The organism is Pseudomonas sp. A125 (assembly GCF_055409485.1).
Map to the genome: position 1 here is coordinate 164406 of NZ_JBUZVP010000005.1, position 22052 is coordinate 186457.

A 22052-nucleotide genomic window follows, 5' to 3' on the forward strand; every position below is an offset into this window, starting at 1 on the left:
CCTGGCAGACAACCGAGATCAACTGTAGGAGCTGGCTTGTGTGGGAGCTGGCTTGCCTGCGATGCAGGCACCTCGGTGCTTCAGACAAACCGAGTTGATCCCATCGCGGGCAAGCCCGGCTCCCACACAAGCCCGTTCCCACATGTTTACGGTTGTGCGGCCAGCAGTCTTTGGGCCCGCAGCAACACCGGCGCATCCACCATCTGCCCGTCCAGTTGATACGCCCCTGCCCCGTGGGCACCGGCCTCCACCACCCGCTTGGCCCACGCCAAGTCCTCGGCACTGGGGGCCAACGCCTGATGAATCATCGCCACCTGTTTGGGGTGGATACACAGCGCGCCGGCAAACCCCATTTCGTAGGCATGCCGAATCGAGCGGCGCAGGCCTTCAGGGTCGTCGATGGCCGGGTGCACGCCATCCAGCGGCGCCACCAGCCCGGCGGCGCGTGAATGCACGATCAGTGCGAGGCGCGCCTGGTCCAGGGCAAATTGCGCGGCCGCGGAACCGCTGCTCAGGTTCAAGTCCAGCGCCAAATCCAGCCCACCGAATGACAGGCGCTCCACCGAAGGTGCACGGGCAATTTGCGCCACCGCCAGCAAGCCCCGTGCACTCTCGATAATCGGCCAGATCGCCTTGCCCGTTGCGGCCACCACGGCCACCTGGGCCGCGCTTTCAACCTTGGGCAGCAACACCCCCGCAACCCCGGCATGCGCCTGACAAAACGCCACATCGGCAAAATGCTCGGGATGCTCCGGCGCGTTGATCCGCACCCACACCCGCGCTGCCGGGGTTGCCTGCAAAAATACGCCGAGGTTGTCCCGGGCCTGGCGTTTAAGCGGCTCTTCCACCGCGTCTTCAAAATCCACAATCACCGCATCGGCGCCACTGGCCAAGGCCTTGGCAAAACGGTCCGGCCGGCTGCCGGGTACAAACAGCGCAGAGCGCACAAGAGAAGTTGGCATCGCTCAATTCCTTATCAGATAACGCCGCGTGTACGCAGGCTGTCGATGGCTTCAGCGGAATAACCCAACTGGTCGAGAATTCCCTGGCTGTGCTCCCCCAGGCCCGGCACTGCGTCCATGCGCGGGGTAAACGCGGCATTGCGCGCCGGTGGCAGCAACGACGGTAACTTGCCCGCCGGGCTGTCGACTTCACGCCAGCTGTCGCGGGCCTTGAGCTGCGGGTGGTCCCACACGCCCTGCATGTCGTTGACCCGGGCGCTGGCGATTTGTGCGTCTTCCAGGCGCTGGATCACGGCCTCGGCGCTCATCTGCGCGAAGCTGTCGACGATGATCTGGCGCAGCACGTCGCGGTTTTCCGAACGCTTGAAGTTCGCCGAGAAACGCTCGTCTATCGCCAGCCCAGGGGTGAGCAGCACCTTGTCGCAGAACGCCGCCCATTCACGCTCGTTCTGCAAACCGAGCATCACCGTGCCGCCGTCGCCGGTGGGAAACGGCCCGTAGGGGTAAATGGTCGAATGCGCCGCACCCGCTCGCGGTGGCTGGGGCGCGCCGTCGAACGCGTAGTACATCGGGTAGCCCATCCACTCCACCAGGCTTTCCAGCATGCTCACGTCGATACGGCTGCCCTGCCCGGTTTTGCCCCGCAGCAACAGCGCCGAGAGGATGCCGCTGTAGGCGTACATCCCGGCGGAGATGTCGGCGATCGAGCAGCCGGCCTTGGCCATCTGGTCTTCGCCCGGGCCACCGGTCACCGAGAGGAAGCCGCCTTCGCTCTGGATCAACAGGTCGTAGGCTTTCTTTTTCTCATAAGGCCCGCCCTCGCCGTAGCCGGAGATATCGCAGACGATCAGACGCGGGAAACGCGCATGCAGCGCCTCGAATGACAAGCCCATGCGCGCTGCTGCGCCCGGCGCCAGGTTCTGCACCAGCACGTCGGCGTCGGCCAGCAAGGTTTGCAGAATGTCCCCGGCTTCGTCGCGCTTGAGGTCCAGGGTGAGGCTTTCCTTGGAGCGGTTGGTCCATACGAAATGCGACGCCAGGCCTCGTACGCGCTCGTCATAGCCACGGGCAAAGTCACCGGCGCCGGGGCGTTCGATCTTGATCACACGGGCGCCAAGGTCGGCCAACTGGCGGGTGCAGAACGGCGCGGCAATCGCATGTTCCAGGCTGACGACAGTGATGCCGTCCAGCGGTCGTTGATTAGCAGTCATGACAGTTCCTTAAAGCCAGTGAGCCAGGGACACCGCGTTGCGCAGATTCCAGACTCTTTCGATCAGCCCGGCGGTTTGCGCGGGCGTGCGGGCGCCGCTGAATTGGGTCAGGCGCTGGAATTTGTCGGCCAGCTCGGCGCGGCTCAGGGTATTGCCTGGGTCGCCCTTGGGTTCGTCGATGGCGCCGTGCAAGGTGCGGCCATCGGCGGTGGTCACGACCACCCGGCCCAGCCAGCGCTGCGGGTAGGCACCGTCGACCTCGGCGTCAAGGGTCATCGAGACCTTGTCGCGAAATGCCGACACCGCTGCATCGTTGAGCGCCAGTTCGTGAAATTCGGTCAGCCCGGCCTTGCCATGTACGGCAATCAACCCCAACACGGTGCCCATTGAAAACTTGGCCTGGTGCACGGTCTGCGGCAGCGTCACACGGCCCAGTACATCAATGGCGCCTTGGTGAACGCGGGTTTGCACATGGGTGATTTGGTCATGACTGAGCCTTTCGCGCTGCATCAGGTCCAGCAGCGCATCCGCCGCGGGATGGGTATGGCGGCACGAAGCATGGAACTTGAACGAGGTTTCCAGCAGCGCCCAACGGCTGCCGAGGCGGTCCGACAACTTGCCGGGAGCGGCATCGGTGGACATGCCCGCCGCCATGCCCTGGTCGCCTTCCAGGATATTGCGCGCACCGGTCAGCCCGTCCGCCGTCAGGTAAGCGGCCAACAACCCATCGGCAGCCGCCTTGGCGGTGTGCAGTTGCTTGGAGTCGGCGGCATCGCGCAGGAATTCCCACAAACCGGCCGCCTGAGTACCGGCACTGCCCAGCAGGTTGATGAACTGCTCTTCGTTGAAGTCGAGCAGTTTGCCCACTGCAACCGCCGCCGCGAGGGTGCCGACGGTGGCGGTGGTGTGAAAGATCCGGTAGTGGGAACGCCCCATGAATTCACCGATGCGAATCCCGGCTTCGTAACCGGCCACCGAGGCCAGCAGCAGCTCGCGACCGGACTTGCCGAGGTCTTGCGCCGCCGCGAATGCGGCAGGAAAGACTACGGTCGCCGGGTGCAATACCGAGCTGTTGTGCAGGTCATCCTGCTCCACCAGGTGCGACGACGCGCCGTTCACCAGTGCGGCAAAATACGCACTGCTGCTGGCGCCGTTGACGATGATCTGCGCCGGACCTTCGGCCGGCCCCATCGTGCGCGCATACCGCTCGAACAGCGGGATCGGGTGCGCGCCCTGGCTGGCCAGCGCCGAGGCGAGCCAGTCGAGAAACAGGTCTTCAGTGCGGGCGAGCAACTCGTCCGGCAATTGTTCGTACTGCAACTGGGCAAGGAACCGGCACAACGCTTGGGTATGGCTCATGGTCGGCGCCTCAAAAGCTGCGTGGCAGCTCGAGCAAATGCTCGGCCACGTACGACAGGATCAAGTTGGTGGAGATCGGCGCGACCTGGTACAAGCGGGTCTCGCGAAACTTGCGCTCCACATCGTATTCGCAGGCAAACCCGAAACCGCCGTGGGTTTGCAGGCAGGCGTTGGCAGCTTCCCACGAGGCCTTGGCCGCGAGGTACTTGGCCATGTTTGCGCTGGCCCCAGCATTGGCGCCGCTGTCGTACTCCTCACAGGCACGCCAGCGCATCAGGTCGGCCGCTTCGATCTCGATATGCGCTTCGGCAATCGGGAACTGCACGCCCTGGTTCTGCCCGATCGGCCGGCCAAACACCACACGGTCGCGGGCATAGGCGCTGGCCTTTTCGATAAACCAGCGGCCGTCGCCGATGCACTCGGCGGCGATCAGGGTGCGCTCGGCGTTGAGCCCGTCGAGGATGTAGCGAAAGCCCTTGCCCTCCTCACCAATCAGGCTGTCCAGCGGCAACTCCAAGTTGTCAAAGAACAGCTCGTTGGTCTCGTGGTTGACCATATTGGCGATGGGCTGCACGGTCAGGCCGTTGCCGATGGCTTCGCGCAGGTCGACCAGGAAGATCGACATACCCTCGGATTTTTTCTTCACCTCGGCCAGCGGCGTGGTGCGCGCCAGCAGGATCATCAGGTCGGAATGCTGCACCCGCGAGATCCACACTTTCTGGCCGTTGATCACGTACTTGTCGCCACGCTTGACGGCGGTGGTCTTGATCTTGGTGGTGTCGGTGCCGGTGGTGGGCTCGGTCACCGCCATCGATTGCAAGCGCAGTTCGCCGCTGGCGAGCTTGGGCAGGTAGAAGCTTTTTTGCGCTGCGCTGCCGTGGCGCAGCAAGGTGAACATGTTGTACATCTGCCCGTGGACGGTGCCGGAGTTGCCACCGCAGCGGTTCACTTCTTCCAGGATCACCGACGCTTCTGCCAGCCCGAGGCCCGAGCCGCCGTACTCTTCGGGGATCATCGCCGACAGCCAGCCGGCTTCGGTCAGGGCCTTGACGAAGGCTTCGGGGAAGCCTTTTTCTTCATCAACCTTGCGCCAGTAGGCGGCGTCGAATTCAGCGCACAGTGCGCGCACGCCTTCGCGGATGGCATTCAGTTCTTCGTTGTCATTAGGGTTCATCAACGGCTCTCCGCCTGTTGTTCTTGGAGGTTTATTCGAAATGCAGTTCGGCGCGCTGGGCCAGGCCGCCAGCGTTGCCGGCCCAGAGTTCAGCCACGCCAGGCGCGGTGATTCGCCCACCGACTTCAAACGGCTGCGGGGCGATCAACGGCCGCACGCCGCGATACGAGAAACGGCGCAATGTGGCCCCGGGGTTTGCCCGGCAAAACGCACGCAGACTCAAGGTGGCGATCAACGGCCCATGCACTACCAGCCCCGAATAACCTTCGGTGCCGGTGACATAGGGATAGTCGTAGTGAATGCGGTGGCCGTTGAAGGTCACCGCGCTGTAGCGAAACAGCAGGGTTGGCGTTGGGTCGACGGCTTCGCGCCAATCGCCTTCAGGCAACGCGTCACCATTGCCCTGCTTGGGCGGCGTGGGTTCGCGGTAGACAATGTCCTGTTCTTCGCGCTGGGCCAGGCGGCCGCCCTGGGAGTAGTCGTGGCGCACGGTGACAAACAGCAGCGAGCCGGTGCGGCCGGTTTTTTCTTCCACCTGGGTGATGGTCGACACGCGAGTGGCGGGCTCACCGGCACGCAACGCATGGAAGAACTCAATGCGCCCGCCGGCCCACATGCGGTTGCGGTTATCGGCCGGCGGCAGGAACCCGCCACGGGCCGGATGGCCGTCACCGCCCAGGGCCGATTCGGGCAGCGGGTCCTGGAAAAAGCACCATTGCCACAACGGTGGAACCGCCTCGCCGTCTGCCGGTACCGCTTCGCCAAAGGTGGAAGCGATGCGTTTGAGCAGGTTGTGGCTCAAGTGATCGTGGGCTGTTTCGCTACGGCCGATCCAGTCTGTGGCGCTCATCAGGTGCATGTCCTCGGGCAGGGAATCTGAACCGGATGATGCTGGGCCGTGGCCGTTCTGAGAATTTGCATTTCAATAAAGCAGCGTTCGGCTATGCTGAACGCCGCTGACCGAAACCGGAGCCTTCCATGCACTTTGATCTGGCTGACTTACGCCTGTTTATCCATATCGCCGAGTCCCCGAGCCTGACCCAGGGCGCCAAGCGTGCCTTCCTCTCGCCGGCCGCCGCCAGTGCGCGGATCAAGGCCCTGGAAGGTCAACTCGACACACGGCTGCTGTACCGCGACAGCCGTGGCGTGGAGATCACCCCGGCGGGCGAACGGCTGTTGCACCATGCGCGGTTGATCATGCGCCAGGTGGATTACCTGAAAAGCGAGTTCACCCAGTACGGCATCGATTCGGCCGGGCACATCCGCATCTTTGCCAACACCACTGCCGTAACCGAGTTTCTCCCGGAAGTACTGGCCGGCTTCCTGTCCCAGCGTCCCGGTGTGACCGTAGACCTGCAGGAGCGGCTGTCACGGGACATTGTGCGAGGTGTGCTCGATGGCACCAGTGACATGGGCATCATTGCCGGCCCGGTGGAAGCGTCGGGCTTGCAGGTGTTGCACTTCAGCACCGACCATCTGGTGCTGACGGTGCCGGTGGGGCACCCGCTGGCGGGCCAGCCTTCAGTGACGCTGGAGCAAACCCTGGCCTATCAGCATATCGGCCTGCATGACGGCAGCACGCTGTTGAGCTTCCTGCGCGAGCATGTGGAGCGGCTGGGCAAGCACTTGTCGCTGCGCATCCAGATGTCGAGTTTCGAAGCGATTTGCAGGATGGTCGAGGCTGGCGTGGGTATCGGCATCATCCCCGAGTCGGCGGCGGTACGGCACAGCCGGACGATGCAGTTGGTGACAGTGAAGCTGGATGAAGCCTGGGCGGTGCGTGAGCGCAGTATCCTGGTGCGCGAGCTTGAGGCGCTGCCGGGGACTATTCGGGCGCTGATCGCGACCTTGATGCCGGAGAAGGAACCCCCACGCCTGGCGAACGCCTAAGGTGTTGTGAAGGACATCCACCTTGTGTAAAGGAGATCAGGCCATGCAACTTGAAGGTTCCTGCCATTGCGGCGCGGTTACGTTCAGCCTCGAAAGTACTCATCCGTACCCCTACCAGCGGTGCTATTGCTCGATTTGCCGCAAGACCCAAGGCGGCGGCGGGTATGCGATCAACCTTGGGGGCGACGCCAACAGCCTCAAGGTACGGGGGCGCAAGGCAATTTCGATTTATCACGCACGGATGAAGGCCCCGGGTGATAGCCGGGCGCATGCGAGCACGGCCGAGCGGCATTTTTGTTCACAGTGTGGCTCGGGGTTGTGGTTGTTCAGCCCGCAGTGGCCGGAGTTGATTCATCCGTTTGCTTCGGCGATTGATACGCCATTGCCGGTGCCGCCCGAGCATACGCATTTGATGCTGGGGTCGAAGGCGCCGTGGGTGGAAGTCAGCGTGCGCAAGGGCGACCTGCAGTTCGAAGAATACCCACAGGAATCCATTGCCCAGTGGCATGAACGATTGGGCCTGGGCAGTTAACAGTCTTTGACAGTTTACCGACAAAGCTGGCAAAGACTGTCGACCGCCCTGCCCCTAGCATTTGAGCATCCAAACCACCCCCAGGGTGCTCATTATGTTTCGCACATTGCGCAGTATCCCGTTGCTGGGTTGCCTGCTCGGCAGCCTGGGCTGTCACGGCCAGCCACCGGCCCCACCGCCGATCCCCAAGGGCGACTACAGCGCAATCATTCGCTATCTGCAACACCGTATCCCCTATGAGATGGCCAGGCAAAACATCCCCGGCCTGTCCATCGCCCTGGTCAACGGCCAGGAGCTGATCTGGGCCAGGGGCTTTGGCCTTGCCGACAAAGCCCAGGGCATTCCGGTCACCCCGAATACCGCGTTCCGCGCCGGCGCGATCTCCAAACTGCTCACGGCCACCGCCGCCCTGCAACTGGTGGAACAGCAGCGCCTGGCCCTTGATGCGCCGATCCAGGACACCCTGCGTGAGTTCTACGTACGCTCGCGCTTCCATACCGACCAGGGCGCCGCCGACCGCGACATCACCCTGCGCCGCCTGCTCAGTCACCAGTCCGGCTTGCCCAGCGAACACCTGCGTGACCTGCGCAATACGTTCGCCATGAGCCAGATGCCGTTGCGCGTTTCCGGGGTGTGGTTGAGCACGCCCCCGGGAACCCAAGTGGCCTACTCCAACCTCGGTTACGCCCTGGCCGGCGCCGCCATCGAGCGCAGCAGCGGGCAAGACTTCGAGAACCGGCTGCAAAGCAACCTGTTCAAGCCTCTGGAGATGAACCAGTCGAGCTTCCTCGGCACGGGCGCACAACTGGGTTACCGGGCCCTCGGTTACGAGAACGGCACTGCCAGCGTCGACGCCCAGGTGCGCGACCTTGCGGCAAGTGGCCTGTGGTCCAGCCCCAAAGATCTCAGCCACTACGTGCGAATGCTCTTCGCCCAGGGCCGCTACAAAGACCAACAGGTACTGGGCAGCGCGTCGATCGACGAAATGTTCGCCCGGCAAAACACCGGCAACGCCCTGGACTTCGATTGCCAGATGGGCCTGGGCTGGTTTCTGGCCCCCTGTGGTGACGAACCGGTTGGCCCCGGCATACGCACCTACCAGCACAGCGGTGGCGGGGATGATTTCGCCGCACAATTGACGGTGCTGCCAGACCAGCAACTGGCCGTGATCGTGATGGCCAACGACAGCAATGCCGAAGAGATGGTGGTGTCCCTGACCACTGACGCCCTGCGCCTGATGCTCCAGGCCCAGACCGGCGACCCGGTGTGTGCCGATAGCTGCCAGGCGCCGACCCACGGCCTTAAAATCCGCCAGGTACCCGCCGCCATTGACCGCCAGCGCCTGGCCGGGTTCTACGCCACGGCCTGGGGTATTTTCCGTATCAAGGACGAAAACGGCCAGTTGTACGGCGAGTTGGCCGACACCCGTTTTGAACTGCTGCGCGACGGCCAGGGCTGGCTGCGGGCCCAGCAGAAATTGCTCGGTTTCTGGCTCAAGGACCTGGGTGAACTGGGCCGCGTACAGCTGGATGTGGTGACGGTGCAAGGACGCCAGATGCTCACCGCCCGCAGTCATGGCCAGCGGGTGCCCGTGGGCGAGCGTATCGCACAGACGCCTGTGAGCCGCACTTGGGCCGACACCATCGGCACCTATCAAGTGCTCAACACCCACGAGCCCGACGCGCCCTTGAGCGGCATCAGCGTACGCCTTGAAGACGGCTTCCTGGTGATACGCGGCCAATTGCACGACGAACCGCTGACCGACTACATCCTGCTGCCCGTGGACAACGCCCACGCGGTGCTTGCCGGCAACGGCTACGGCCTGGGCGACACCGTGAGCCGCCAGGTCAACGGCCTGAGCGCCTCCGGCTACCACTTCAAACGTACCGACTCCCCCCACAACCCCTTGAGCCTCTGACCTCACATGAAGACCACCACGCGCACCAAAAACCTCTGCCTGTACTTCACGTCACTGTGCCTGCTGGCCGGCGCTGACACCCTGCTGGCCGACGACTGGGAATACACCCTCAAGGCCGGCGTGGCCAACCTGCCCCGCTACAGCGGCAGCGACGAGCGAGTGACCGCGCCGCTGCTGGGAGCAGCAATCGTGAGCCCGTGGGGGATCTTCCTCGACACCGACAAGGGCCTGGGCTGGGGGTATGACGGCGCCGGTGTGAGTTTGAGTGCCTACGTCGGCGCCAGCGGCTCACGCAAGGACGAGAGCAGGAGCGGGCGCCCGGGCTCGAAGAAACTCAAGGGCATGGGCGAGATCAAGACCCGTGCCCAAGTGGGTGTGAGTGGCAGCTATAACCTGGGCGGGGTGATTGTCGGTGCGACCCTGGAGCATGCGCTGGAGGAGGATGATCACAAAGATGCCGGCAAGGCCTTCACCCACCTGGAACTGAGCCTGGGCACCAACCTGTATGACGGCGACTACGGTTCCCTGGATGCCAGCGTCAGCAGCCATTTTGGCGACAGCAATTACCTGCAGACGTGGTACGGGGTAACGACCGGCCAGGCCGCGCAAAGTCGCTTCAAGGCCTACAAGACCAGCGGCGGCAATATCAGCAACGGGATGAATTTGGTGTGGAGTCTTCCGATCAGCGAGCACACAAAGCTTTCGACTCTGTTGGATGTGCAGTACCTGGCGGACAAGGCCGGCCAAAGCCCGATTGTGGAGCGACGGTTGCAGACGTCGGTGATGGGGATGGTTGAGTACACCTTCTAAGGTGACAACCCAATCAGAATGTGGGAGCCGGCTTGCCTGCGATACAGACACCTCGGTCTTTCAGTTAGACACGGGTGATGCTATCGCAGGCAAGCCAGCTCCCACAGTTGATCTTCTCAGCCTTCGAGAGGGCTACTCGACATACGCCCAGGTCATCCGGAACGACGCCCCGCCCCACTCCGAATCCAGCACTTCAACCTGCCCGCCGTGCCACTGGCACACCCGCCGCACCAGCGCCAGGCCGAGGCCAAAGCCGCCGGTGCGGCGGTCGCGGCTGGCGTCCAGGCGCAGGAACGGCTCGAAAATCTTAGCCCGCCCCTCCATCGGTACCCCGGGGCCGTCGTCATTGACCCGCACTTCATAACCGGCGCCAAACTTCACCAGCGACACTTCCACGCGCCGGTCGGCGTAGCGAATCGCGTTGCGCAACAGGTTGATCACGGCCCGCGCCATAAAGCGCGGTTCGATGCGGATGCAGTCGACTTCGCAGGTGCGCAGCAGCAACTGCACGCCCGCCGCCTCGGCTTCCAGGGCCACACTGCCGATCACGCTGTCGAGCCAGCTGTGGGCCTCGATGCTTTCCCGGGTGATCTGCGTGGCGCCGCGCTCCAGGCTGGCGTAGGTCAACAGTTCCGAGACCATTTCTTCCAGCTCGCCGAGGTCGGCGTACATGTCGGCGATCAGTGCGCGGCTCTCCCGTGGATCGGCCTGTTGCTTGAGCTGGTCGAGTTCAAACGACAGCCGCGCAATCGGTGTACGCAGTTCGTGGGAGACCGCATTGGTCAGTTCACGCTGATTGGCGATCAGGCTTTCGATACGCTCGGCCATCTGGTTGAAGTGGCCCGCCAGCTCGCGCACGGTGGAACGGCGTGGCAGCAGGATGCGCGACCCGAGGTCGTTGTCGCCAAAGCGTTGAGCGGCCAGGCGGATGTGCTCCAGGTCGCGCCAATGGGGCCGTACCCAAAAATACAACACGATCGCCAGGCACAGGCCGAGGAAGCCATAGGCCCACAGGTACAGCCACTTGGGTTCTTCAGGCAGTTTGATTTCCAGCAGTTGCTGGCCGCCGTCGATGCTGGCGATGAACTCCATGAAATCACCGCGCACCACCAACAGCCCACCCGCCAGTAATTGCTGCTCGCGCTCGGTCAGCTTGAGGCTGTCCTGCTGCACCAGGGCCAGGCGCAGCCCGTAGTGCGGTTGCAACTCGGCCAGGCGGGCCGTGCGCGCTTCACCGGCCAGCGGCCGCAATTGCTCCACCAACCCGTACGCCGGGCCGCGCAGGGCTTCACGGTTGTAGGTTTCGTTGGCCTCCGGCAGCAACTCATCGAAGGTGTAGTTCACCAGCCAGATCGCCCCTGCCAAGCCAATCGCCAGGATGATATACAGCCGCAGAAACAGCCTTAACATCTAAACCTCCCAGGCGAACGGATTGAACAGGTAGCCCTTGCCCCAGATGGTCTTGATGCACACCGGTTCCCGGGGGTTGTCGTTGAGCTTGCCGCGCAGCTTGCTGATGTACACGTCGACGCTGCGATTAAGCCCGTCAAAGGCAATCCCGCGCATGCGGTTGAGAATGTCATCGCGGGAGAGGATTTTCCCGGCGGCGCTGGCGAGCAACCACAGCAGTTCGAACTCCATGGTGGTCATGTCGATCTTCTCACCGCCCAGGCTCACCACCCGGCAACTGCGATCGATGGCCAGCCGGCCGAACTCAAGGGCACCGCGCACTGTAGGTTCCGGTGTCTGGCGCCGCTGCAGGGCACGCAGGCGGGCCAGCAGCACCGGCGGCTTGATGGGTTTGATCACATAGTCGTCGGCACCGGATTCCAGGCCGAGGATGTGGTCCAGGTCGTCTTCCTTGGCGGTGAGGATCACGATCGGCGTGTCGGACACATTGCGAATTTCGCGGCACACATGCAGGCCGCTTTGGCCGGGTAGCATCAGGTCGAGCACGACGATCTTGGGCTTGAACTCCAGGAACGCCGCCAGCGCCAGGTCACCCCGGTGCACGGCCAGCACCTCGAAGCCATGCTGGGACAGGAAATGGGCGATCAGCCCCGCCAGCTTCTGATCGTCCTCCACGAGCAATACCTTGCCGAGACCCAAGTTATCCATAATTTTCCAGTGCGCGCGCGGATTGAAGTGCAGGCATTATAGGGTGCAGCCGGCTAACCAGAGCAGGCAGCCATCACTGGCCGACGAAGCTTCATGCTTTTAAGAGTTTTTAACAAATAGCCTGCAATCTTTAACGCCATTCACAGGGAGTTGTATGCGCAAGGATTACCTGGCGTTCTTTATTTCGATGTTTTTGTCACGCCTGGCTGACCAGACCCTGTTGTTCATCGTGCCGTTGATCGTGTTCCAGACCACCAACAGTGTGTCCTGGGCGGGCCTGGCCTTTTTTGTCGAGTCCTTGCCGCGTTACCTGTCGTTTCCGGTGTGCGGGGCATTGTGCGACAAGTACCCCGCCGTGCGCATCCTGCATATCAGCCAGGTTTTCCGGGCGTTGGCCTGCGTGGTGGCGGTGCTGTTGTACGGAATGTTTGACGGGATTTACTGGATTGTCATGCTTTCAGCGCTGTGTGGCGTACTGACCACCCAAGGCATCATGGCCCGGGAAGTGCTGCTGCCGCATGTCTTCAAGCACTACAGCTATGCCAAGACTTTGTCCTATTCACAAATCGCCGACCAGGCCGGGCTGGTGCTGGGCCCCTTGGTGGCCGCGCTGATGCTGGAAATATGGGCCTGGCACTGGGTGGTACTGGGGATTGCCGGGCTGTTCCTGCTGGCGGACCTGGCGATGCGTATCTGGCAACGCAACACCACGGTCAACCTTCAGACCTTCGAACAACACAAAGACATTTGGCTGCAACCGTTGCGCATAGCCTTCAGGCATATCCGCGACCTGCCGGAGCTGAAAAAAATCATCGCCCTGGCGGTGGGTGTGAACCTGATCATCGGCGTCACCCTGGCGACTTCGGCCGCGCTGATCATCGGTCAATATGCCGCCGGCAAGGACGCTTACGCCGGGTTGCAGGCAGCGGGCGCCGTGGTGACCATCGCCATCCTGTTCTACCTAGCGCGTGCTTCGCTGCCGCTCAAGGTGCTGGGCGGCTTGTCATATTCGATGATTGCCGCGGGAGCGCTGGTGACCGCCATCAGCCCGAATATATGGGTTTATACCGTGGGTTTCCTGCTGGTGAACGGTTTTGACAAGATGTTCAATGTGTACATCCGCAGCACCCGTCAACGGGTGATTCCGGTCCAGGACTTTGGCAAGACGGTGGGTGTGTTGACCTTGCTCAACAACCTCTCGCAGCCATTGGCCGGGTTGTTGATTGCACTGCTGGCAGCGCCGCTGGGGACGCAAACGGTGATCCTGATACTGGCCGGGATCACCGCGCTGATCGGTGGGCTGGTGTACGTGGTGTCAGGCCGGCACGCCGCTGTGAAAGCGGAACTCGACGTCCGGTGACTCGATCAGCTCCTGCTCGGCGGCTCGCACCCGGTCGATGACCTGGGCAATGTCCTTGGCGTCGCCGTACTGGTAAGCCAGTTTCAGGTAACCCTGGAAATGCCGGGCCTCGCTTTTGAGCAGGCCGAAGTAGAACTTGCCGAGTTCCTCGTCCAAATGCGGCACCAGCGCTTCGAAACGCTCGCAACTGCGGGCTTCGATAAAGGCGCCGACCACCAGGGTGTCCACCAGCTTTACCGGCTCATGGCTGCGTACCACTTTGCGCAGACCCGAGGCGTAACGGCTGGCAGAGAGCTGGCGCAGTTCAATCTTGCGCTTCTTCATCAGGCGCATGACTTGCTCGTGGTGCACCAACTCTTCGCGGGCCAGGCGCGACATCAGGTTGATCAGGTCGAGGTGGGAATGGTACTTGGCGATCAGGCTCAAGGCGGTGCTGGCGGCCTTGAATTCGCAGTTCTTGTGGTCGATCAGCAGGGTTTCCTGGTCGGCCAACGCGGCCTGGACCCAGCCGTCGGGGGTGCGGCAACCGAGGAATTCGTGGATTTCTGGCAGGTTCATCGGGCTCACGGGCAAAGATTCACAAAAGGCCGGCGATTATACCGACCGCGCCGCAGACCGCCAGCCACTGGGCTTGATGTGCATCAACATGACGTGAGCCGGGCAGCAACTATAGTTGTTCCACGCCCACCCATTTTTGGAGAACCCGACTATGCAAGCCATCCGCAGCATCCTGGTGGTCATCGAGCCCGAGCATTCGGAAAGCCTGGCCCTCAAGCGCGGCAAGCTGATTGCTGGTGTGACCGGTGCACATTTGCATTTACTGGTGTGTGACAAGAAACACGAGCATTCGGCGATGTTGAGCCTGCTCAAGTCGGGTTTGCAGGAGGATGGCTACAGCGTTACTACCGAGCAGGCGTGGAATGACAGCCTGCATGAAACCATCATCGACGTGCAGCAGGCCGAGGGTTGTGGGTTGGTGGTCAAGCAGCACTTTGCTGACAGCCCGTTGAAAAAGGCCCTGTTGACGCCGGCTGACTGGAAGCTGATGCGCTACTGCCCTACGCCGGTGCTGCTGGTGAAGACGTCCAAACCGTGGGCTGGCGGGGTGATACTGGCGGCGATTGATGTGGGTAATTCCGATGCCGAGCATCAGGCGTTGCATAACTCGATCATTGATCATGGGTTTGATATCGCCAGCCTGGCCAAGGCGCAATTGCATGTGATCAGCGCGCATCCGTCGCCGATGTTGTCGGCGGCTGATCCGGTGTTTCAGCTCAAGGAGACGATCGAGGCGCGGTATCGGGAGCAGTGCAAGGCGTTTCAGGCGGAGTTTGATATTGACGACACGCATTTGCACATTGAGGAAGGGCCGGCGGATGTATTGATTCCTCATGCGGCGCATAAGTGTCAGGCGGTGGTGACCATCATTGGTACGGTGGCGCGTACCGGGATTTCCGGGGCGTTGATCGGGAATACGGCGGAGGTGGTGCTGGATGCGGTGGACAGCGACGTGTTGGTGCTTAAGCCGCAGGAGTTGATGGATCATCTGGAAGAGCTGGCTAATGGGTGATGCTGGTTTTGGGGGGCATATCCGTTGTTGTTGTCAGGGCCGCTATGGGTTCCGCTCTTACAGCGGGTCACTTTTGAAAAGCGCAAAAGTAACCAAAACGCTCTGCCCCGCCTGTCGGCACCTCGCCTAGGCTCGGTGTGCCCTCACTCCGGCATTGCTCCGCGGGCCGCCGCGACGGCCCGTCCCTGGCCCGTCGCGGCTAAACCGGCGTCCTGCCGGTTTACCCGCTCCTCAATCCCTGCGTTCGGCCTCGGGCTGAATGGGGCAGTCAGATCAAGATCAACAACAGATCAAGAACACAGCGGCCTACAGGCCGGCTTGAGTGTTAAAAGCAAAATCAACAGCGAACACGCCCGTAGGAGCTGGCTTGCCGGCGATGGCATCACCTGGGTGTATCTGAAAAACCGAGTTGCCTGCATCGCCGGCAAGCCAGCTCCTACGCCTTGCTTTTGCTTTTAACACTCAGGTCGGCTTTCAGGCCGCCGTGCTCTTGCTGTTGACCTTGAACTGCGGGCCCCGTCAACCACGATGGCCGCAAGCAGGCACGGTGGAGCGGGTAAATCGGCAAGGATGCCGATTTAGCCGCGCCGGGCCATGGATGGCCCGTCGCGGCGGCCCGCGGAGACGGGTCTGATTGCGGGCATGCCGAGCCTAAGCGAGGCACCGAGTGGTGGGGCAAAGACCTTTTGGTTACTTTTGGGGCGTTTGCCAAAAGTGACCCGCTGTAAGAGCGGAACCCTAGGAGGCCGTTACCGCAGCAACGGATATACACTCAACCCAAGAAAACCATCAGCCACCAAACGCATCCCTGAGAAACCCCGGCGCGATATACCGCTGATAATGCGCCTCGGACAGGATGAAAAACTCCCGGTCAATCGCATCCCGCAATTCAGGCAACCCCCACTCCCGAAACTCCGGCATCAACACCATCCCATAAGCCTCCAGATTGCTGATCACCCGAGCCCCCCGGGCAATCAACTGATACGCCCAGCAGTACTCCGACTGATGCGGCACAAACCGAATCTTGCGCTGCTCCAGCTGCCCCCGCAGCATTTTGGGGTCAAACACCTCAAGCTTCCCCGCCATCACCTGCACCAACAACTGCTCCAGCCGCAGCCAAACCGCACGTTTTTGTTCCTCGTTATACCCGTTCCACTGAATCACCTCATGGTGGAAACGCTTACACCCACGGCACACAAGATCACCGTAAACCGTGGAGCACAGCCCGACGCAGGGGGTCTTGATAGTTTGGTTGGACATGGTCGACAACGCACAAATCAGCGAAACAGTTGCACATGTTAGCCCTTTGTCTAAGGTTCATCACCCCGCAAACTTAGCAAGGCAACTTACGTTTAGATTTTTTTTGCCGTAGAATCATCCGGCCTTGTAAGGCGCCAATAATCCGTTGGAAGCTGTTTTCAAAGCGTCACGAGCACAGTCGTTCCTAAAGAACGGTGTTGGCGATGGTTATTTACCCGGTAAATAGCCAGCGCCAACCCTCATCAGCTCCGTTCTGCAGGCGTAAAACTTTGAAAGCAGCTTCTGTGAGGATTGCCGGCAGCGCTGGCTCTACGGCCCAAAAAGCCCCCGAGCGCATGCGTGCTGTGCATTTCTGGATGAGCGTCCCGTGGGACCACTGATGAGGGTAATAACTGTGCTTGAAGCCTACCGCAAACATATCGAAGAGCGCGCCGCCCTGGGTATCGTTCCCCAGCCGCTTAACGCCGAACAAACCGCAGGCCTGGTCGAGCTGCTGAAAAACCCCCCGGCTGGCGAAGAAGAATTCCTCGTTGACCTGATCACCAACCGCATTCCACCAGGCGTTGACGAAGCTGCCTACGTCAAGGCCGGTTTCCTGTCTGCCCTGGCCAAGGGCGAAGCCACTTCCCCCCTGATCGACAAGAAACGCGCTGTTGAACTGCTCGGCACCATGCAAGGCGGCTACAACATCGTGACCCTGGTCGATCTGCTGGACGACGCCACACTGGCTCCCGTCGCTGCCGCCCAACTCAAGCACACCCTGTTGATGTTCGACGCGTTCCACGACGTTGCAGAAAAAGCCAAGAACGGCAACCAGCACGCCAAAGACGTGATCCAGTCCTGGGCCGACGGCGAGTGGTTCCAGAACCGCCCGACCCTGGCCGACAAGATCAGCCTGCGCGTGTTCAAGGTGACTGGCGAAACCAACACCGACGACCTGTCCCCTGCCCCGGACGCCTGGTCCCGTCCTGACATCCCGCTGCACGCCCTGGCCATGCTGAAAATGGCCCGTGAAGGCATCGTGCCGGATGAGCAAGGCAAAACCGGCCCGATGAAGCAGATCGAAGAAATGCGCGGCCAGGGCTTCCCTATCGCTTACGTCGGTGACGTGGTCGGTACTGGTTCGTCGCGTAAATCGGCCACCAACTCGGTGCTGTGGTTCTTCGGCGACGACGTGCCTTACGTGCCGAACAAGCGCGCTGGCGGCTTCTGCTTCGGCAGCAAGATCGCTCCAATCTTCTACAACACCATGGAAGATGCTGGCGCACTGCCAATCGAATTCGACGTCACCAACATGAACATGGGCGACGTGATCGACCTGTATCCGCATGCTGGCAAAGTCACCAAGCACAACAGCGATGAAGTCCTGACCACCTTCGAAATGAAGACCCCGGTTCTGTTGGACGAAGTCCGTGCTGGCGGTCGTATCCCGCTGATCATCGGCCGTGGCCTGACCGAGAAGGCTCGCGTTGAGCTGGGTCTGCCACCTTCGACCCTGTTCAAGCTGCCTGAGCCTCCGGCTGAAAGCGACAAGGGCTACACCCTGGCGCAGAAAATGGTCGGCAAGGCATGCGGCGTGGCTGGCGTTCGTCCAGGCACCTACTGCGAACCGAAGATGACCACCGTCGGCTCCCAGGACACCACCGGTCCGATGACCCGTGATGAACTCAAAGACCTGGCGTGCCTGGGCTTCTCCACCGATCTGGTAATGCAGTCGTTCTGCCATACCGCGGCCTATCCAAAGCCGATCGACGTGACTACCCACCACACCCTGCCTGACTTCATCATGACCCGTGGCGGTGTATCGCTGCGTCCAGGCGACGGCATCATCCACAGCTGGCTGAACCGTATGCTGCTGCCGGACACCGTCGGTACCGGTGGTGACTCCCACACCCGTTTCCCGATGGGCATTTCGTTCCCGGCCGGTTCCGGCCTGGTAGCATTCGCCGCAGCCACTGGTGTTATGCCACTGGACATGCCGGAATCGATCCTGGTGCGCTTCAAAGGCGAAATGCAACCGGGTATCACCCTGCGTGACCTGGTTCATGCCATTCCTTACTACGCGATCCAGGCTGGCCTGCTGACCGTAGAGAAGAAAGGCAAGAAGAACGCCTTCTCCGGCCGCATCCTGGAAATCGAAGGCCTGGACAACCTGAGCATCGAGCAAGCTTTCGAGCTGTCCGACGCTTCGGCTGAACGTTCGGCTGCCGGTTGCACCATCAAGCTGTCGAAAGAATCCATCACCGAGTACCTGAACTCCAACATCACCCTGCTGCGCTGGATGATCGGCGAAGGCTACGGCGATGCGCGTACCCTGGAACGTCGTGCCCAAGCGATGGAAGCCTGGGTTGCCAACCCTGAGCTGATGGTTGCCGATGCTGACGCCGAATACGCTGAAATCATCGAGATCGACCTGGCCGACATCAAAGAGCCTGTGCTCTGCGCGCCGAACGACCCGGACGACGCCCGTCTGCTGTCGTCGGTACAAGGCGAGAAGATCGACGAAGTGTTCATCGGTTCGTGCATGACCAACATCGGTCACTTCCGCGCTGCCGGTAAACTGCTGGATCAGGTCAAGGGTCAGCTGCCAACCCGTCTGTGGCTGTCGCCGCCGACCAAGATGGACGCTCACCAACTGACCGAAGAAGGCTACTACGGCATCTACGGCAAGGCTGGCGCGCGCATGGAAATGCCGGGCTGCTCGCTGTGCATGGGTAACCAGGCACGTGTAGAGCCGAACTCGACCGTTGTGTCGACTTCGACCCGTAACTTCCCGAACCGTCTGGGTGACGGCGCGAACGTCTACCTGGCTTCGGCCGAACTGGCGTCCGTGGCTTCGATCCTGGGTCGTCTGCCGACCGTCGAGGAGTACATGGAATACGCCGCGAAGATCAACACCATGGCCAGCGACGTGTATCGCTACCTGAGTTTTGACCAGATCGCCGAGTTCCGTGAAGCCGCTGCAAACGCCAACATTCCTGTGATTCAAGCCTAAGGTTTTGTCGCTGTAACGAACGCCGCGTACCGCAAGGTACGCGGCGTTTTTTTGTGCCTGCTGAAAAAATGGGGCAACTGCGGCATAGTCTGAATATGGACTGTAAGAACAGTCGTCTATGTGCTCAGGAGATATTTACACATCGATACGGAGTACTCCCTCAGGGCCTTGAAACCACTCGCAAAGGCCAATGAATCCAAGGGCTAGAGCGGTTCAGCCAGACGCCACAAACCTGCGCAAAATGTATCAGACTGTAAACGTCAAGCTGTGAATAACAATGATTATCATTGGTTTACACATTTTAACTGGGTATCCTCCGCCTGCTTTTTACTCAAGGCTGCGCAAAAGGACTACCACTTGACGTACGAATACAGCACAAAACCGCAATTGCTACTGACTCGCTGGAGCGAGGCACGTGGCACTCCCCTCTTGCAGCCCCATCGCATCACACTCGACTCCCTGATCAACACCTTGGCACCCGCTGCCGAGCGCAGCTTGCAACGTTTGATCCAGGCGCTGTTTCGTGATGGGTTACTGCGCGCAGACGCACTTGAGTACGAAAATCACCACCGCTGCAGGTGACCCTTTGCGACCACACCCGCCCGCGCTTCGACCCTTTGCTGTCGGGCCGTAGCCTGCGCACTGACCCTGGCCTTCACCGCCGTCGCCAGTAAATGGATGGGCTGCATTACCAGCCGTTTTCTTCTGCCAACACTTCTCAACACTTAAAAAGAAAAAAATGAAAAAAATCCAACTGTCTATCTTATTGCCCTTAATCGGCTCATTGAGCACCCCGGCGTGGGCCGATCAAACCGAGACGGCGCCTGACACGTCCAACGCCATGCAGTTGCAGGAAGTGGTGGTGTCCGCCACCCGCACCGAGGCCAGCATCGCCTCGATTCCCGGCTCTGTGCAGGTGATCAATCAACAACAGATCACCCAGCAAACCGGCGCCGGGCGACGCGTCTCGGACATTCTGGGCCAACTGGTGCCGGGCATTTCTCCCGCCACCGGCGGCATGAGTAACTTCGGCCAGACCCTGCGCGGGCGTAACACCCTGGTGCTGATCGACGGGGTTTCGCAGAACTCGACGCGAGACAACTTCCGCCAGCTCAACAGTATCGCCCCGGAGAGCATCGAGCGCATCGAAGTGGTCTCCGGCGCCAGCAGTGTCTATGGTGCCGGCGCATCCGGCGGCATCATCAACATCATCACCAAGCGCAACAAAGGCGAAGACCTGGCTTTCAGCAGCAAGGTCGGACTGACGTCCGGCAACAACCTCAACAAGAAGGGCTTCGCCTACGACGTGTTCCAAAGCGCTACCGGGCGCAAGGACGCACTCGACTGGTACGTGTCGGCCAACGGTGTGCAACGCAACGACCAGTTTGACGGTAACGGGCACCGCATCCCCCAGGACACGTCCCAGGGCAGCAACATGGACACCGACACCTACGACCTGCAAGGTCGCTTCGGCTACGAGTTGGATGCCGACAAGAAGATCAGCCTGTCGCTGCAGGACTACAAAGACCAGCAAGACACCGACTACACCAAGAACCCGCGCATCACCAGCCAAGCCGTCGCCGTAAAAGGCCTGGACCTGGATGACCAGCCGTTCACCCACAACCAGGCCGTCAACCTCAACTACACCGACAAGGATTTCTACGGCCAGGGCCTGCAGGTGGAAAGCTACTGGCGGCGCGCCGATGCTTTGTTTTTCCCGGACCTGTCACGGGGGCGCGCCGGGGTTTCCGACAACAACAGCGTGCAGGATGTGTACGGCCTGCGGGCCGCCATCGAAACCGCCATGCCGGATATCGGCCCAGCCACGGGCTCGTTGGTCTGGGGCGCGGATTACAATCACGAAACCTCAACCCAACGCGGCGACCAATACCGGGTCAATGGCCTGAGCTACACCAAGACCGGGACTACCTTTGAATTGGGGCCGGACATCACCACCACCAACAAGGCGATCTTCGGTCAACTGTCCTACGACATTGGTGATTGGACACTGCGCGGCGGCGTGCGTCGCGAATGGATCGACAGCGAGATTTCCGACAGCATCGCCTACGGTGAAATCGTCCAGACCGGCAACCGTGCGACCCTTCCCGGTGGCACCCTGAAATACAACGACACCCTGTACAACCTCGGCGCGGTGTACCACCTGAGCGAAAACCAGGACGTGTTCGCCAACTTCAGCCAGGGCTTTTCCCTGCCGGATATCCAGCGCTTCCTGCGTGACGTCAACAGCACCTTCGACATCCAGAAGCTCAACGCCCAGGCCCTCAAGGTCAACAGCTATGAGCTGGGATGGCGTGGCAACTGGGACAAGTGGCAAGCCAGCGTCACGGCCTACGAGAACACCTCCGACGTCACCCAGTTCTATGATGCCAATGACCGTGTACTGCGCTTGATCAACCAGAAAGAACGGGTGCGCGGCGCGGAAACCACGCTGACCTACAACGTGACAGATCAATGGTCGGTGGGCGGCACCTACGCTTACGCCAAGGGCGAGACCAACCAGAACGGCAAATGGATCGACCTGCCCGCCACGCGCATTTCACCGGCCAAGACCACGGCGTTCGTGGGTTATGACCGCGGCGACTACAACCTGCGCGTGCAGGGCATGCGACTGGCCAACTATGACGCTGCGTTCGACGACAACAACGGTCGCGATATCAAGGGCTACACGCTGTTCGACGTGTTGGGTTCGGTAGCCTTGCCGGTGGGTCGCCTGGAGGGCGGGGTCTACAACCTGACCAACCGCAACTACCAGAACATGTTTGCCCAGGCCAACGCCCGCGCGCCCTACCCGAATGCTGAAGGCCGCACGTTCAGCCTGAGTTATGCAGTCGACTGGTAACCTCTACACGTGGGAGCGAGCTCCCACTGATCA

The 22052-nt window shown here is 61.3% G+C and carries 18 protein-coding genes; 9 read left to right on the top strand and 9 right to left on the bottom strand.

Features of this window, described 5'->3' with window-relative positions; all coding sequences use genetic code 11:
• Positions 1-146 precede the first annotated feature (146 nt).
• From ACZRN6_RS09100 to ACZRN6_RS09120, 5 genes are read right to left on the bottom strand one after another with little or no spacing between them, the layout of a single operon-like run.
• Positions 147-962: an HpcH/HpaI aldolase/citrate lyase family protein gene (locus ACZRN6_RS09100; RefSeq protein WP_464007762.1), complete on the bottom strand. Its 816-nt coding sequence runs from the start codon at positions 960-962 to the stop codon at positions 147-149.
• Between the two features lie 14 nt (positions 963-976).
• Positions 977-2173: a CaiB/BaiF CoA transferase family protein gene (locus ACZRN6_RS09105; protein WP_464007763.1), complete on the bottom strand. Its 1197-nt coding sequence runs from the start codon at positions 2171-2173 to the stop codon at positions 977-979.
• 9 nt (positions 2174-2182) lie between these two features.
• Entirely contained in the window at positions 2183-3532 is a 1350-nt protein-coding gene (locus ACZRN6_RS09110) for an MmgE/PrpD family protein (RefSeq protein WP_464007764.1), read from the bottom strand.
• Positions 3533-3542: 10 nt separating this feature from the next.
• On the bottom strand, positions 3543-4706 hold the full coding sequence (locus tag ACZRN6_RS09115; RefSeq protein ID WP_322145487.1) for an acyl-CoA dehydrogenase family protein: 1164 nt from the start codon (positions 4704-4706) through the stop codon (positions 3543-3545).
• 31 nt (positions 4707-4737) lie between these two features.
• Positions 4738-5556, bottom strand: coding sequence for an HTD2 family dehydratase (locus ACZRN6_RS09120; RefSeq protein ID WP_464007765.1), 819 nt, complete (start codon positions 5554-5556; stop codon positions 4738-4740).
• 128 nt (positions 5557-5684) lie between these two features.
• Here ACZRN6_RS09120 and ACZRN6_RS09125 point away from each other — a divergent pair, with 128 nt between their 5' ends.
• The 4 genes from ACZRN6_RS09125 (at position 5685) to ACZRN6_RS09140 (ending at position 9856) form a co-directional block, all read left to right on the top strand.
• Entirely contained in the window at positions 5685-6596 is a 912-nt protein-coding gene (locus tag ACZRN6_RS09125; protein ID WP_322145489.1) for a LysR family transcriptional regulator, read from the top strand.
• Between the two features lie 43 nt (positions 6597-6639).
• Positions 6640-7128, top strand: a complete 489-nt coding sequence (locus ACZRN6_RS09130; RefSeq protein ID WP_322145490.1) for a GFA family protein — start codon at positions 6640-6642, stop codon at positions 7126-7128.
• A 94-nt stretch (positions 7129-7222) separates the two neighbouring features.
• Complete coding sequence (locus ACZRN6_RS09135) at positions 7223-9046, top strand: serine hydrolase domain-containing protein (RefSeq protein WP_464007766.1); 1824 nt, start codon at positions 7223-7225, stop codon at positions 9044-9046.
• Between the two features lie 6 nt (positions 9047-9052).
• On the top strand, positions 9053-9856 hold the full coding sequence (locus tag ACZRN6_RS09140; protein ID WP_464007767.1) for a MipA/OmpV family protein: 804 nt from the start codon (positions 9053-9055) through the stop codon (positions 9854-9856).
• A 132-nt stretch (positions 9857-9988) separates the two neighbouring features.
• Here the strand turns inward: ACZRN6_RS09140 and ACZRN6_RS09145 are convergent, their stop codons facing one another.
• Positions 9989-11266 carry an ATP-binding protein gene (locus ACZRN6_RS09145; protein WP_322145493.1) on the bottom strand — a complete coding sequence of 426 codons (1278 nt, stop codon included), beginning with the start codon at positions 11264-11266 and terminating at the stop codon, positions 9989-9991.
• Entirely contained in the window at positions 11267-11974 is a 708-nt protein-coding gene (locus tag ACZRN6_RS09150; RefSeq protein ID WP_322145494.1) for a response regulator, read from the bottom strand.
• A 154-nt stretch (positions 11975-12128) separates the two neighbouring features.
• Between ACZRN6_RS09150 and ACZRN6_RS09155 the strand changes: the two genes are divergently transcribed.
• The gene (locus ACZRN6_RS09155; protein WP_464007768.1) at positions 12129-13334 is read left to right on the top strand and encodes an MFS transporter; all 1206 of its coding nucleotides are present in this window, start codon (positions 12129-12131) and stop codon (positions 13332-13334) included.
• On the opposite strand, the gene ACZRN6_RS09160 is transcribed toward ACZRN6_RS09155, so the two are convergent.
• Positions 13290-13892 (bottom strand): MiaE family protein, encoded by a 603-nt coding sequence (locus tag ACZRN6_RS09160; protein ID WP_464007769.1) that lies wholly within the window; start codon positions 13890-13892, stop codon positions 13290-13292. The genes ACZRN6_RS09155 and ACZRN6_RS09160 overlap by 45 nt on opposite strands.
• A 151-nt stretch (positions 13893-14043) precedes the next feature.
• Between ACZRN6_RS09160 and ACZRN6_RS09165 the strand changes: the two genes are divergently transcribed.
• Positions 14044-14904 (top strand): universal stress protein, encoded by an 861-nt coding sequence (locus ACZRN6_RS09165; protein ID WP_322145497.1) that lies wholly within the window; start codon positions 14044-14046, stop codon positions 14902-14904.
• A gap of 789 nt (positions 14905-15693) precedes the next feature.
• Here ACZRN6_RS09165 and ACZRN6_RS09170 read toward each other — a convergent pair.
• Complete coding sequence (locus ACZRN6_RS09170) at positions 15694-16164, bottom strand: DUF1289 domain-containing protein (RefSeq protein ID WP_322145498.1); 471 nt, start codon at positions 16162-16164, stop codon at positions 15694-15696.
• Positions 16165-16558: 394 nt separating this feature from the next.
• Between ACZRN6_RS09170 and acnB the strand changes: the two genes are divergently transcribed.
• From acnB to ACZRN6_RS09185, 3 genes are all read left to right on the top strand, one after another.
• Complete coding sequence (gene acnB, locus ACZRN6_RS09175) at positions 16559-19159, top strand: bifunctional aconitate hydratase 2/2-methylisocitrate dehydratase (protein ID WP_322148698.1); 2601 nt, start codon at positions 16559-16561, stop codon at positions 19157-19159.
• Positions 19160-19426: 267 nt separating this feature from the next.
• Positions 19427-19741, top strand: coding sequence for a hypothetical protein (locus tag ACZRN6_RS09180; RefSeq protein ID WP_322145499.1), 315 nt, complete (start codon positions 19427-19429; stop codon positions 19739-19741).
• A gap of 157 nt (positions 19742-19898) precedes the next feature.
• Positions 19899-22019: a TonB-dependent receptor gene (locus ACZRN6_RS09185; RefSeq protein ID WP_322145500.1), complete on the top strand. Its 2121-nt coding sequence runs from the start codon at positions 19899-19901 to the stop codon at positions 22017-22019.
• Positions 22020-22052 lie beyond the last annotated feature (33 nt).